The organism is Thalassotalea sp. Sam97, from assembly GCF_041379765.1.
Classification (GTDB): Bacteria; Pseudomonadota; Gammaproteobacteria; order Enterobacterales; family Alteromonadaceae; genus Thalassotalea_A; species Thalassotalea_A maritima.
The window spans coordinates 2710826-2724404 of the sequence record NZ_CP166919.1; the positions used below are offsets into that span (position 1 = coordinate 2710826).

General features: G+C 42.5%; 13 protein-coding genes. 8 read left to right on the top strand and 5 right to left on the bottom strand.

What is annotated here, in order from left to right; translation table 11 throughout:
• Positions 1 to 28 precede the first annotated feature (28 nt).
• The 4 genes from ACAX20_RS12085 to putP form a co-directional block, all read right to left on the bottom strand.
• The gene (locus ACAX20_RS12085; protein ID WP_371186520.1) at positions 29 to 2161 is read right to left on the bottom strand and encodes a family 16 glycosylhydrolase; all 2133 of its coding nucleotides are present in this window, start codon (positions 2159 to 2161) and stop codon (positions 29 to 31) included.
• Positions 2162 to 2744: 583 nt separating this feature from the next.
• Complete coding sequence (locus tag ACAX20_RS12090; RefSeq protein WP_371186522.1) at positions 2745 to 3992, bottom strand: glutamate-5-semialdehyde dehydrogenase; 1248 nt, start codon at positions 3990 to 3992, stop codon at positions 2745 to 2747.
• On the bottom strand, positions 3992 to 5089 hold the full coding sequence (gene proB / locus ACAX20_RS12095; RefSeq protein ID WP_371186524.1) for a glutamate 5-kinase: 1098 nt from the start codon (positions 5087 to 5089) through the stop codon (positions 3992 to 3994). Before proB ends, ACAX20_RS12090 begins: the two co-directional genes overlap by 1 nt.
• 8 nt (positions 5090 to 5097) lie before the next feature.
• The gene (putP, locus tag ACAX20_RS12100) at positions 5098 to 6594 is read right to left on the bottom strand and encodes a sodium/proline symporter PutP (protein ID WP_371186525.1); all 1497 of its coding nucleotides are present in this window, start codon (positions 6592 to 6594) and stop codon (positions 5098 to 5100) included.
• A gap of 379 nt (positions 6595 to 6973) precedes the next feature.
• On the opposite strand from putP, the gene ACAX20_RS12105 reads away from it, so the two are divergent.
• The 3 genes from ACAX20_RS12105 (at position 6974) to ACAX20_RS12115 (ending at position 10550) form a co-directional block, all read left to right on the top strand.
• A complete protein-coding gene (locus tag ACAX20_RS12105; RefSeq protein ID WP_371186527.1) occupies positions 6974 to 7453 on the top strand; it encodes a MarR family winged helix-turn-helix transcriptional regulator in 480 nt (159 codons plus the stop codon).
• Between the two features lie 315 nt (positions 7454 to 7768).
• The gene (locus ACAX20_RS12110; protein WP_371186529.1) at positions 7769 to 8314 is read left to right on the top strand and encodes a YkvA family protein; all 546 of its coding nucleotides are present in this window, start codon (positions 7769 to 7771) and stop codon (positions 8312 to 8314) included.
• Positions 8315 to 8570: 256 nt separating this feature from the next.
• Positions 8571 to 10550 carry a DNA topoisomerase III gene (locus ACAX20_RS12115; RefSeq protein WP_371186530.1) on the top strand — a complete coding sequence of 660 codons (1980 nt, stop codon included), beginning with the start codon at positions 8571 to 8573 and terminating at the stop codon, positions 10548 to 10550.
• Positions 10551 to 10561: 11 nt separating this feature from the next.
• Here the strand turns inward: ACAX20_RS12115 and ACAX20_RS12120 are convergent, their stop codons facing one another.
• A complete protein-coding gene (locus ACAX20_RS12120) occupies positions 10562 to 10738 on the bottom strand; it encodes a XapX domain-containing protein (RefSeq protein ID WP_371186531.1) in 177 nt (58 codons plus the stop codon).
• Between the two features lie 147 nt (positions 10739 to 10885).
• Between ACAX20_RS12120 and ACAX20_RS12125 the strand changes: the two genes are divergently transcribed.
• The 5 genes from ACAX20_RS12125 (at position 10886) to ACAX20_RS12145 (ending at position 13564) form a co-directional block, all read left to right on the top strand.
• Positions 10886 to 11077: a DUF2496 domain-containing protein gene (locus ACAX20_RS12125; protein WP_371186533.1), complete on the top strand. Its 192-nt coding sequence runs from the start codon at positions 10886 to 10888 to the stop codon at positions 11075 to 11077.
• Between the two features lie 68 nt (positions 11078 to 11145).
• Entirely contained in the window at positions 11146 to 11703 is a 558-nt protein-coding gene (locus ACAX20_RS12130; protein WP_371186534.1) for a lytic transglycosylase domain-containing protein, read from the top strand.
• Between the two features lie 268 nt (positions 11704 to 11971).
• A complete protein-coding gene (locus tag ACAX20_RS12135; protein ID WP_371186536.1) occupies positions 11972 to 12418 on the top strand; it encodes a DUF6491 family protein in 447 nt (148 codons plus the stop codon).
• A gap of 151 nt (positions 12419 to 12569) precedes the next feature.
• Positions 12570 to 13076 (top strand): DUF2878 family protein, encoded by a 507-nt coding sequence (locus ACAX20_RS12140; protein ID WP_371186538.1) that lies wholly within the window; start codon positions 12570 to 12572, stop codon positions 13074 to 13076.
• Positions 13052 to 13564: a hypothetical protein gene (locus ACAX20_RS12145; protein ID WP_371186540.1), complete on the top strand. Its 513-nt coding sequence runs from the start codon at positions 13052 to 13054 to the stop codon at positions 13562 to 13564. The genes ACAX20_RS12140 and ACAX20_RS12145 overlap by 25 nt, the downstream gene beginning before the upstream one ends.
• The last annotated feature ends 15 nt before the right edge of the window (positions 13565 to 13579 follow it).

The window sequence follows — 13579 nt, forward strand, 5'->3', positions numbered from 1 at the left end:
CCATACCACGTTATTTAGTAATAGCTAATTAATTACCACACAGTGCGTTACTGTTGGTGCTATCAAGAGGTAAGCCGCCCGTGACACTATCAACACAGAATGACACCTGTACGGAGCCTGACTGCGCCGTACTGCTCTGCATGGTCACAGTACCGTCAGCAGCCGTAACACCGCTAGCCACTTCACTCCAAGTACCGCTAAAATTACCTGATACCGTCACACCTTCAACTGGATGGCCTAAGTTATCTAATACCGTTACTGTCGCTGTACCATACTTTTTACCTTTACCTGCACCTTGTGTGCCTGTTGTTAACGAGCTAACAACCAGTGAGGTCGCTTGCTCACCAGTACCTTCTTGCACGCTGACGACGGTATTGGTGGTATGGGTTGCTCCTTCGTTGTCGGTAACCGTTAACGATACGCTGTAATCACCTGCGCTAGCGAAACTGTGATTTACCATAGCGCCTGTTGCGCTATTGCCGTCGCCAAAGTTCCACTGATATTCAACAATGCTGCCATCACTGTCGCTGCTTGCCGATGCATCAAAGCTACAGGTTAATTCGCTACAATTACTGCTTATATTGGCGACTGGCGCCATATTTTGCGGTGTGCTACTGGCCGATAAAATATTAATGTTATCGATAACGTAGGTATCGTTATTAAAGCTATTTGGATCAATAAGAATCAACAGCGAGTCAACACTGGTATCGCTGGTTGCACCATCAATACGCTCAAGCAATTGGAAGCGCAGCGTCTGCCAGCCATTAGCATGCTCAACAAAGGCTTGGAACTTACTATGACGACCGCTTGGATAGTTGCTTGGCGTAGCAACGCTACCGTCTTCTAATTGAATTAAAATTTCTTTACCAACGAGACTTGCATCAAGGTTGTTGATGTCCATTTCAAACGCTTTATCACCAAGTAAAAATGGCTGAACGTCAGCTACTTGGCTGGTACTGTGGGCCATCACATCCCATTGACTTGCCGCATCACGGGTATACGTTAATACACCATCAGCGCTAACATAGTTACCATTGGCAGAAGTTAACGTCATATTCGACATGCCATCGTAATCAGCAAGCACAATGTCTTTGGTCAGTTTTTTACCCACGTAAATATTGGTGGTTACATCACACCCTTCGGTGCTAACCGTCAGGCTTTGCTTGCTCGCAGCGCTCGCTTCATCCCATGTCACTTGTACCGTGTCACCGCTACCAGAAATGGTGCCGCCGGTTACTGACCAAGCAAGATTACCTGAGGCATTTAATACCGAGTATGTTTCTGTCGTACCAGGTGCAGGTAAATGATTACCACTCAAGTTCGGCTGGTTACCACCATATACACGCACATAGTCTACTTCTAACGTTTGTGGTAAAACGGAATCATCTACCGCGCCACCCCAGTTGCCACCAACCGCAAGGTTTAAAATAAAGTGGAAATTATTACGACCATCAAATGGCCAATCTTCAGGGGCAACATCTTCAATTCGTTTGGTTGAGTAGAGCATGTTATCAACATACCAGCGAATTTCATCCGCTTCCCATTCAATAGCATAAGTATGGAAATCATCAGACCATTTACCTGGTTGCATTAGCATGCTACCACCCTGATGCGCATTATCCGGCCATGGTTGACCATAATGAATGGTACCGTATGCGGTATTAGCACTTTGTCCTACCGATTCAAAAATATCGATCTCGCCACTCATCGGCCAGCCTTGCACTGGGTCTGTCGGTAACATCCAAAACGCCGGCCACATACCTTGACCATCAGGGAACTTCATACGAGCTTCAAAGCGACCAAACGCCCACTCACCGCTTGCAGGCATATTCGCAGTACGAATACGTCCCGAGGTATATTGTGTACCTCGAATACGTTGCTTACGTGCCTCGATGGTCATTACACCATTCGCTAAAGTAATATTATCAGCTTGGTAGCTTTGTAATTCGTTATTACCCCAGCCACACATGCCAGTACCTTGGTCACAACCATCACCTGTTTGAATTTCCCAAGCATTGCTATTTAACGCTGTTTGATCGAAGTTATCTTCCCAAACGACCGGTTGACATTGTTGCGCATAAGCGGCTGAAGCACTTGCGCATGCTGCTGCAATAACCGCTAAACGGATCTTGCTGGTAACGAACTTTTGTTGTTTTGTCATAGTGACTCTCTGTTGTATTGCTTAGTACATATGAGGCATATGTCTAAGTCGTATCTTTTGGTTTTATTTTTATAATATTGCTATCGCAATTTTGTAAGCGCTTACATCATTAACGTAAACAAACTCCCTAAATGAGTTAAAAAATAACAAGAGATTGTTTACAAGGCGTTAAGGTAAGGTTGTTTTACAATATGTAGATATACCGCAGACAGTTATTTTTAGCAAACATTCAACCTACAAATGACCGATAAGTGTTCAGTGCTAAGCCAGTTTGTATAAAAAAGCTCATGACAAATACCTTGCCATGAGCCTTAAAATTGGATTAACCCAATTTGCGGTCAACCACTAGTTACATTTAGATCATTGTTTGTTCAACATACTTAACCACAACAAGCATTAAAAACGACAACATACAGCACGTACTAACGTTGTGCAGATTAACGAAACGTTTCGCTTTTATTAGCTTACGAATACTGGCGACACTTAAATGAAACGCGTCTGCCTTTATTATATTGTTTTTATTAATGTGAAATTCCCAATTTAGTTATTAAAAATGTTCTAAGCAGTTCCTCAGCCTAGCTGTTTAAACGCGAATATGACCGTCGCCATTAACGACAAACTTTTCAGTGGTCAATGACTCTAATCCCATAGGGCCGTATGCGTGTAACTTAGTGGTGGCAATACCAATTTCTGTTCCTAAGCCAATTTCGCCACCATCATTAAATCGCGATGAGGCATTAACCATAACAACAGATGCATCAACGATACGTTGGAACAGTTCTGCTCGGTGTTTATCTTCGGTGCAAATAACTTCGGTGTGATTACTACCAAACTCGTCGATATGGGCAATAGCATCGGTAAAATCTTTTACGGTTTTAATTGCGATCTCAGGGCCAAGATATTCTTCACCAAACTGATCAGCTTCTAACAGGGTGGCATTAGAAAAATGACCAATCGACTGTTGGCATGCGTTCACTTTCACATCGCGCTCAGCTAAGGCCTTTGCAACCATAGGCAAAAACTTCTCAGCAACATCTTGATGAACAACCAAGCCTTCTAATGCATTACAAACACCATAGCGTTGAGTTTTGCCATTTATTAGCAAGTCTAATGCTTTACCCAAATCAGCATATTCATCAACGTATAAATGACATACGCCTTTAAAGTGCTGAATCACCGGTACCCTGCTGTTTTCACTAACAAATTTAATTAGTCCTTCACCACCGCGTGGAATAATGACATCGATGTGTTTATCTTGTTGCATCAGATCAGTAATGTGAGAGCGATCTGACTCTGGTACTACAGTGATTAATGCTCGAGGTAACTCAAATGATGCTAATACGTTTTGCAATACGACAGCAATAGCACGACTTGAACGCAACGACTCTTTACCACCACGCAAAATCACCGCATTGCCCGATTTAAAACATAATGCGCCAGCATCGGCGGTGACGTTAGGACGAGACTCGTAAATCATGCAAATAACACCAAGTGGCATACGCATTTTACTAACTTTCAAGCCATTAGGTTGCTCGCCTAGATCACGCAGTTTACCGACAGGATCAGGTAAGGTCGCAACTTTCTCTATGGCCTCAGCCATCGCGTCAATACGTTGTTCTGTTAGCAACAAGCGATCGATCATTGCCGCTGATAAATTCGCTTTTTTAGCTTCTTCTATATCTGATTTATTGGCATCTAAGATCACTTTTTTATGACTACGAACACTGCATGCCATCGCTAAAAGAATATAATTCTTTTTTGCTTCATCTAAGGTTAATAACGCTTTAGATGCTTTTGCGGCTTGTGCTGATAGTTTTTCAATAAGGTTCATTATTTCTCCAATACGGCAATGTGTTCATTATGGATAATCGACGTCTTCTGTACATGGATATCGGCAGAAGACAAATTACCTTGTTCTTTCTTTAAAAATTTAAGCAAACAGCTACTAAACTTTGTTTTTGCTTTAGCAAGACAAGTGCCATCATCACTTTTCAGTAATATGGTATCGCCAACCGAAAATTGGCCATTAACATCAACAATATCATCACTGGTCAGCTGCTCATCATCACCTGCAATCGGCGATTTATCGTTACTAATAATCACTTCCCCACGGTGCTTCACGGTATGGGTTAGCCAGTGTTGAGCGGGTGACATAGGAGCTGATTTGCCCTTAAATAAGGTGCCAGGGTTGACGCCTTGCAATAAACTATAAAAGCTGATCGAGTTAAACCCGTTAACAATGTAGGTATCAATGCCATGTGCAGTTGCTTTATCAGCAGCTTGAAGTTTGGTGTGCATACCACCTGTACCAACATCGCTACTACTGTCACCAGCCATTGACCAAATGTGTGGATCAATTTCTGCAACCGTATCGATTAGCTTAGCGTCAGCAAAATGCTGAGGATTTTTATCAAATAAACCATCCACATCGGTACACATTATTAACGCGTCAGCTTTCGTCGCGGCAGCCGTCATAGCGGCTAAATTGTCATTATCGCCAACTTTAATGCGCTCACAAGAAACAGTATCGTTTTCATTGACAACAGGGACGACGCCACCCGCCAAAATAGACTCGATCGTATCTTGGATACTCATATAACGTTCGCGATCATTAAAATCAGCATGCGTAAGTAGCAACTGCGCTAAAGGCACATTTAACAACTTGTCCCACATCGCCATCATCTCGGTCTGTCCAGTCGCGGCCATGGCTTTCTTAAGCCCTTGTTGAGGGCGCTTATCACGGAACCATTGTTTACCCGCGGCAACAGAGCCTGACGAGACGATAACGACGTCTTGGCCATTCGCTCGGCAACGTAAAACAAACTGAGCAATGTTTTTTAAATATTTTGTACTACAACCATTGCTTTGTGGTGCGATTAACGCACTACCTACTTTTATTACGATACGTTTTTTATCTCGTAGTGACATAAATCCTCTTAGCTCGTTGCTTGACGATATTGGTTTTGTACTTGTCGGTACAAGCTCAACACACGTTCTGTTGGACGCTGAGTTAATAAACTCACCAACACTATGAGAACTGAGCTGACAATAAAACCCGGTACAATCTCATACAGTAGTCCTGATAAACGACCACCATCGGCGAGCACGGGTGCATAAACCCAGAATAATACGGTTACTGCCCCACCAATAATTCCGGCTAATGCACCTTGATAGGTGATGCGAGACCAGAACAAGCTAAATAAAATTAAAGGGCCAAATGCGGCGCCAAAACCTGCCCAAGCATTACTGACAATAGATAAAATGCTACTATTTGGGTTCAAAGCAATCATTGACGCAATCAATGCCACTAAAAACACACAAACCCGACCAATATTAACCAAGTTAGATTGTGACAAGGCTTTTTTCGAATACACCTTAACGATGTCATCGGTCAATGAGCTTGAAGACACCAACAACTGGCTTGAAATGGTACTCATCACCGCGGCTAAAATTGCTGCCAATAAGAAACCACTAACTAATGGGTGAAACAACACCTGCGAGAAAAATACAAAAATGACCTCAGGATCGCTTAAACTCACGCCAAATTTATTGACGTAGGCCCCCCCCGTTAAACCAGTTGCTAAGGCACCAATAATCGTTACCGTCATCCAACTCATACCAATGTGGCGAGCCGTTGAAATGTCAGCGACAGATTTAATCGCCATAAAGCGTACAACGATGTGAGGTTGACCAAAGTAGCCTAGCCCCCATGCCATACTTGATACTAGGGTCAAAAACGTTAATGACTCCAGACTTTGAGTGAAGGTTGGGATAACAGCATCGGAGTAATTCATCATTGTGCTTGCGCTATCAAAATAGGTAAACGCGACATAGGGAACCATGACTAAAGCGATGAACATGATGGAGCCTTGGACAAAGTCGGTTAAGCTCACCGCAAGGAATCCACCCAATAACGTGTAGGCAACAACAACAAGCGCTGTAACCGCAATACCAAGCTCGTAAGGTAATGCAAATGCTGAGACAAATAACTTGCCACCAGCAACTAGCCCTGCGGATGTGTACAAGGTAAAAAACACCACAATAACCAACGCAGAGACGAGTTTTATCGACCCGTTTGGTTTATCAAAACGTTTACTGAAAAAGTCAGGTAACGTGAGCGCATCGCTAGCTTTTTCAGTATAAATTCTGAGTTTTGGGGCGACTAATTTATAGTTTGCCCATGCCCCAAACAGCAACCCAAGAGCAATCCATACAGTGTTAAAGCCTGAGACAAACATCGCGCCAGGTAGCCCCATGAGCATCCAGCCGCTCATATCTGATGCGCCTGCTGATAAAGCGGTTACCTGCGGGCTTACTTGCCTGCCGCCTAACATGTACCCTGATAAGTTACTCGTTGACTTACGTGCCGCGTACACACCAATAGCCAACATTAATACAAAATAGATTAATAGTGCTAAATACGTGTAGCTCATTACTTCCCTGCTCTTTTCTTTGTACTCAACTTATAAGCTTTATACAGTGGATAAAACACATAAGTACTAAGAATTAAGCTAAAACATAGAAAACCCGTAAAATTTTTAGCCATTCGATTCAAACGCCTCGTACTAGCGTGAGATTTCAATAACTTTGAAAGCATCACTTTAATTCCTCCTCAAATAATTAGTACACTAATCATTATGCGGATTGATAGATTAAAGATCAACCGTGAAATAAAAATTTATATCAATTAGCTTGTTACTAAGATGTTGCTGTGTCGGTATTTGGCGGTTATTTTTGGTTTTTTGTTGATAGCTTTGTTAGTATTGTAACGATTAGTATTAAATTAATAGTGATGAATAAAAAGTTGCCGAAATGGAAAAATACGAAGAGCTCCTAATATCGTTACGACAAGTGATTCGTGCGATTGACTTATACTCAAAGAAGTTAAGCAAAGAAACCGGACTAACGAGTCCACAACTGTTGGTGTTACAATCAATTGCAGCCAATAATCACAGTACTGTAAAACACATTGCCGAAAGTATTAATTTAAGCTCCGCAACGATTACCAGTATTTTAGACAGATTAGAAAAGCGTGAATTAGTAAGCCGTGTGCGCTCAGTTACCGATAAGCGTAAAGTTGATATCACGCTAACGGAACAAGGCAGAGACATCATTAAAGACGCGCCAAAACCTTTACAAGAACACTTCATTAGTCGCTTTGAAGCGATGCAAGAGTGGGAGCAGTCGCAAATGTTAGCCACGATGCAACGGATTGTCAGCATGATGGACGCTGAAAATGTTGACGCATCTCCAGTATTACAGGTTGGTCATATTAGTGACACCCCACAATAGTAACAATCCCACTTAAAAACCGAGTGCCATTAATAAACTTGTTAAGGCACTCGCTTTCCATGTGAACTCCCCTTGTCACTACGTAATATCGAAAGCCTACTACCAACATAACAAGATATATTACCATCACCTAGCGCCATTCATTTCCCTGAACTTAACGCGACTATCCGCACCACGATTGTGCATTTATTGTTGAGATATACATAGTCTTCTTTATGCGCTATTACAACTGGTGAAAAACTAATTCTCTGTTAAATTTAAATAGTTAGCGATCAAACACTAGAATACGTGTTGCCATAAAATAGGAGAAATATAATGGCTTTTGAAGTGACATTTGAATTAACGGAATCTGATCTTGAACACTTTCGTGAGGTGATGACTACAGCACAAAGTAAAGCCATGCTTTTACCTGAGCACATCATAATTGAAAATGCTAAAAACCTAATTCAAGACGTTAGTGATAGCGTGCCTGAATTTGTTAAACAACGCATTGATAAACTGCAAACATTAATCGCTATGATTGAAGACAGCGAATGGAAAATTCCAGAAGAAGAGCGTAAGGACGTTATTAGCGCTTTGTCTTACTTTAGTGAACCTGAAGATATGGTGCCCGATGATATTCCAGCGTTAGGCTTTCTCGATGATGCTATTATGATTGAACTGGTTGCAGAAGATCTTAAAGACGATATTGAAGCATTCGATGAGTTTTGTGCCTATCGTCAACGCGAGCAAGAACGTGCGGGTGACGATGTTATTACCAAAGAAGACTGGCTCGATGCGAAACGCAGGGAGCTACATTCACGCATGCGAAATCGACGATCATCCCGTCGTAGCGGTCGCTCTTCGTTTCGTATTTTCTAATGACTTACATGCGATACTGATGGGCACTTATGGTAGCCAGTTTAAACAAATCCCACAGAACTAGGACGATATAACCTATATCGTCCTAGTTTTCATTCACTAAAGTGACACGCTAGCAACAGCATATCTGCAGGGCAATAACGACTAACGGCTTAGCATCTGTTGTCTACAACCATATAACTTTCAATTATTTGCACCTTGCAGCCCAACCCTAACAACTGTATATTTAGACAGTTACCCATCAATTTGTCTGTTTATGAAATTATATATCGCCGAGAAACCAAGTTTGGCGCGTGCCATTGTAGCCGCGCTACCTAAGCCGCACAAAAAAGCCGATGGCTATATTGAAGTGGGAAATGGTGATGTGGTCAGTTGGTGTATTGGTCATATCCTCGAGCAAGCAGAGCCTGAAAAATACGATGAAAAATACAAAAAGTGGCAACAAGATCACTTACCAATAATACCTCAACAATGGGCATTACAACCTAAATATAAAACCCGTAGCCAATTGTCGGTGCTGCGCAAGCTTGTTACGCAATGTTCACAACTAGTACATGCCGGCGATCCTGATCGCGAAGGACAATTATTAGTTGATGAGGTACTCGATTACTTAAAGGTGGGTCAACAAAAGAAACAACAATGCCAACGCTTGTTGGTCAGTGACTTAAATACTCCAGCAGTAAAAAGAAGTTTAGCCAACCTCGCTAGCAATACTGATTTTATCAGCTTATCGGTGTCTGCATTAGCACGTTCCCGTGCCGATTGGTTGTATGGCATTAACTTAACACGGGCATATACCTTAGCAGGGCAAAAATCAGGCTATAACAGTGTGCTTTCTGTGGGCAGAGTACAGACACCTATTCTCGGTTTGGTGGTTGAACGCGACAACAACATTGATAACTTTGTAGCAAAAGATCACTACCAAGTCCTAGCTCATGTTATCGATAAAGGTAATCAAACCATCAAAGCGAAATGGCAACCTAGCGAAGCGTGCAGCCCATACATGGATGATGAAGGGCGAGTGCTTCACAAAGCCTTAGCTGACAATGTGGTTCGCCGTATAGGCGACCAGCCAGCTAAAGTGATGGCTAATAAGCAGCAACAAAAGAAACAATTCGCTCCACTACCATACAATCTATCAGCGTTACAAATTGATGCCGCAAAAGCATTTAATATGAATGCGAAACAAGTACTGGATACATGCCAAAGCCTTTACGAAAAGCACAAACTTATTACCTATCCTCGTTCAGATTGCCGTTACTTGCCTAGCGAACATTTTCAGCAAGCGACAAGCATTATCTCAGCCATTTCAGCAAGCGAGAACAAATATCAACAAGCGTGCAAAGGCGCTGACAGAAAACGCAAAAGTAAAGCATTCAACGATGTTAATGTTGGTGCTCACCATGCTATCGTCCCAACCGAGAAAGTCGCTAAGTTAACTGCTCTGTCAAAATGGGAATTACAAATATACGAACAAATATGTGGTAATTACCTAAGTCAATTTTATCCACCGTATGTATATCAACAGGGCAAGCTGGAGTTAACCATTGCCGGAGGGATGTTTGTCGCCACCAGTAAAATAACCATAGATTTGGGCTATAAAGCGTTATTTGCAAATCAGCAAACTCAAGCGAAACAAGAAGAGCGAGATGATAATGAAGCAAGCAACGCAAGTGATTTTAGCCACTTAAGTGTTGGTGATGAGTTATGGTGTAAGCACGGCGAACTACTCGCCAAACAAACGCAACCGCCAGCAGCTTTCACCGATGCTACATTATTGCAGGCGATGACCGGTATTGCCCGCTTTGTCAACGATCCCAGCATCAAAGCGATTTTAAAAGAAACGGATGGTTTAGGCACCGAAGCAACGCGTGCAGGGATAATGGAGTTATTGTTTAAGCGAGGTTATTTACAACGTCAAGGTAAGGCCATCAAAGCGACCGATGTCGGCAAAGCGCTGATCAACGCATTACCCGCCATGGCCACAAAGCCAGATTTGACCGCCAAGTGGGAAGCGGATCTAACAGCCATCGTCGACAAAAAAATGAGCTACCAGCAATTCATGCAACCACTAACAGAACAAATACGCCAGTTTATTGAGCTTAGTCATCAACAAGACTTTTCGGGTTTACCGAACAAGCCATTTAAAGCAAATAAACGTCGTCGTTCTCAAGCGTCACCAAGCAAAAAGTCCCGCTCGACCACGAACAGAAAAAAGTCAGCAAAAATGAGCTAGGGTCTGTTGATTTAGTTACTAAAAAAACGCTCCACAATCCAGATATAGCCGAGTCCACCTAAGTAAACACCAACGATACCCATCACCCCCGATAGTACGGGCGGCGCAGGAATGGGTAATTTTAGAAAGGAAAATAACACCCCAACAATAAAACCAGCGAGTAACGCCAATAACACTTCTTGAACCATGCTGCTCTCCAATTATGCCTGAATCAGCATTAAGTTTAGACGCTATCAGAAAATTCGGTGGCTAGATTGCTGGTAAAAGCCTGCGGATACTTTTATTTTTAGGTGATTTGCCGTAACCTCACAAAAAACACAATAATATTGACGCAGATGAGCCTCGATAAAGCCCCTAAACACATTCAATTAGCCGTTGATTTAATTCAAATACTCGAAGACAATCAAGTAAACGAGCAAGTCGTTTTAGATGCATTACAGATTGTCATCAACGACTATCAACATAAGTTAACCATCAAGCAAAGCAAACACGAAGTAACAACTAACAATGACAATGACAATAAATAGTTGAGGCTCATATCAAAAACCTAACCAAATCATTACTAACGCTTTGGCTAACCGGTGTCCTCGTTGATATGCCACTTAGTGCAACAGAGGATACTGTCTTTACCTATCGTAACTCAGATGGCGTCGTCGCTTTTTCTGATATGGAACCTTTAGATCGGCCGTATAGACAAATCCGTGTAGGTTGCTATGCCTGTAAAGTCAGCTCGAAAGTTAATTGGCATACAACGCCTCTTAATCGTTTTGCCTATGCCAATGAGATAACCAAGCAAGCTAAACAACACCAGGTAGATGTAGCCCTTGTTCGAGCGATTATTCACGCCGAATCGCACTTCAAAGAGGATGCCATATCAAGAGTTGGCGCCCTAGGGCTGATGCAGTTGATGCCAGAAACGGCGAAAGAACTTGGCGTAACAAACGCTTTAGATGCCGAACAAAATATCGCCGGAGGAGTGAAGCACCTTGCCAAATTATTACAAAAATACCAAGGTAATATTGCGCTCACCGCTGCAGCCTACAATGCAGGCGAAGGGACAATAGCCAAATACAACGGCATCCCACCTTTTGCAGAAACGCTTGCCTATATCAGTCGAGTTGAAATTTTACGGCAACGTTACCAACAGGGTTAACGATGACGACAACACCGCCCTAGTGCGCATATAATCGTTAGCCTTGTTAAGCCCTATCAATACCGACCAAAAGAATTTATAAGATCATTTTACCTGATCTTATTCTTGTTAAACTCATTCTCCTTAACCCACAATCCTTGGCTCCATCCTCCAAAAGCTCGGGGAACTTTAGTTACGTGTATCAGTCAAAGGGAACGCTGATGTATCGTTCATGATTGATATCATCGAAGCTGTCGATAGCGATTGTTCTACCCAGCGGAGTTATCAAATGAAATTGTCACCTATTATCCCTACACTTATTGCCCTTACCTTAAGCGCCTGTGCCAGCAATTATGCTCACAACAGCAACCTTGTAAACGACACCAGCGAGCGCCAGCAAATCAGTAAAGTCTGTTTTGCATCAAATCTCGATGCGTGGCACCAGATAAAATCTGCCAGCCATAACAGTATTATTGTCGAAGACCAACAACAAACTTACCAACTCAATTTAATAGGGTCATGCGATCCTAAATGGCCGGATTTTAGAGTGAACACAATCAGTCGTAGTGCCGCTAATTGTTTAAGTCGTGGCGATAAAATCATCACTAATGCCTATTATGACGGCTACAAAAGCTGTGTTATATCAAGCATTCATGTATGGCAACCAAATCCATCTGCTGAGGTAACGGCTACGTTTGAACAAGCAAGCTCAACTCAAGCTAGGTTTTTACAATGAACGCCAACAATGAAATTAACGGCAAAGGGTTAGAACGGCTAAAACGACTTCGTTAGGTTATTGGTTACGTTAATCGCCGCTAATCTTTAATCGACATCGTTTCGTATAACCAGTAATCGAAGATTTGTTGGCAATGATGAGATAGGAACACATGGTTAATTGGCGATTAATATTAAATGGCTTAGCATTCAATGCGGTTTGGCTCGCAGCACTGGCCATAAAGTCGATTCCCCTTGCGGTCACACTAATGATGATTTGGCTAATCGTCGAATCAAAACAAGTAAAACAGCATTGGCGTTACCTTGTGATTTTGCTATCGTGCGGGCTACTTATCGATAGTGGTTTATTCTTGCTTGGCTGGATGGAGTTTCAAGCTGACATACTCCCTGCAAGCATTTTATTATTGATTTGGCTCGCCTTCAGCTTCTTTACCACGTACTTTTTTGATGCGACTAACTTTTCTTGGCCATCGCTGGCTTTGTTGTCGGTGGTAGGTGGCCCATCGAGTTATCTCGCCGCTCATTCACTCGGTGCGGTGCACATCAATTGGCAACAAGTCGGCTTTACAACCGCCTTCATCGTCTTCTGGTTCGTCGTTCTTCCGCTCGCCGCCAATATGTTTAGGAGCTTATCATGCAAAAAAGATATCCGCTATTAGCACTCGTTATTATCGCTGCGATTATCGCGTCGTTTTCAATTTCCGCGTCAACATCAACGCAATGGAAACAAGTTGGTGATGCTAAACTGAAAGTTATGTTTTGGGATGTATATACAGCTCGCCTCTATACCGAAACTGGCAAATTTGACGGTATTCAAGGTCCGTTAAAATTACACCTTACCTATCATATTGATATCGACGCCGATGAACTTGCCGAAGAAACCGGGAAACAGTGGCGAAAAATGAACTTTAAGCATCCAGACGACAGCGCTTGGGTTGCAGAGCTTCATCAGATTTTTCCAAGCTTAAAACGCTACGACAGCCTGACCCTCATTCTCGATGAACAAGGTCAAGGTAAGCTACTACACAACAATCAACCACACCATGATTTTGAACCCAGTGTGCAACTGCAACAATTTTTAGCCATTTGGTTATCGAAAAGAAGCACACGCCCAGATTTAGTCGCCGAGCTAACTGGCCAAAGATAATAAATATGACGACGC

Excerpts from the sequence above, each read along its gene's own strand:
- ACAX20_RS12140 (WP_371186538.1), top strand. The coding sequence starts at position 12,570 with ATGGTTAATTGGCGATTAATATTAAATGGCTTAGCATTCAATGCGGTT.
- putP (WP_371186525.1), bottom strand. The coding sequence starts at position 6,594 with ATGAGCTACACGTATTTAGCACTATTAATCTATTTTGTATTAATGTTG.
- ACAX20_RS12120 (WP_371186531.1), bottom strand. The coding sequence starts at position 10,738 with ATGGTTCAAGAAGTGTTATTGGCGTTACTCGCTGGTTTTATTGTTGGG.
- ACAX20_RS12125 (WP_371186533.1), top strand. The coding sequence starts at position 10,886 with ATGAGCCTCGATAAAGCCCCTAAACACATTCAATTAGCCGTTGATTTA.
- ACAX20_RS12135 (WP_371186536.1), top strand. The coding sequence starts at position 11,972 with ATGAAATTGTCACCTATTATCCCTACACTTATTGCCCTTACCTTAAGC.
- proB (WP_371186524.1), bottom strand. The coding sequence starts at position 5,089 with ATGTCACTACGAGATAAAAAACGTATCGTAATAAAAGTAGGTAGTGCG.
- ACAX20_RS12110 (WP_371186529.1), top strand. The coding sequence starts at position 7,769 with ATGGCTTTTGAAGTGACATTTGAATTAACGGAATCTGATCTTGAACAC.
- ACAX20_RS12105 (WP_371186527.1), top strand. The coding sequence starts at position 6,974 with ATGGAAAAATACGAAGAGCTCCTAATATCGTTACGACAAGTGATTCGT.
- ACAX20_RS12090 (WP_371186522.1), bottom strand. The coding sequence starts at position 3,992 with ATGAACCTTATTGAAAAACTATCAGCACAAGCCGCAAAAGCATCTAAA.
- ACAX20_RS12115 (WP_371186530.1), top strand. The coding sequence starts at position 8,571 with ATGAAATTATATATCGCCGAGAAACCAAGTTTGGCGCGTGCCATTGTA.
- ACAX20_RS12085 (WP_371186520.1), bottom strand. The coding sequence starts at position 2,161 with ATGACAAAACAACAAAAGTTCGTTACCAGCAAGATCCGTTTAGCGGTT.
- ACAX20_RS12130 (WP_371186534.1), top strand. The coding sequence starts at position 11,146 with ATGCCACTTAGTGCAACAGAGGATACTGTCTTTACCTATCGTAACTCA.
- ACAX20_RS12145 (WP_371186540.1), top strand. The coding sequence starts at position 13,052 with ATGCAAAAAAGATATCCGCTATTAGCACTCGTTATTATCGCTGCGATT.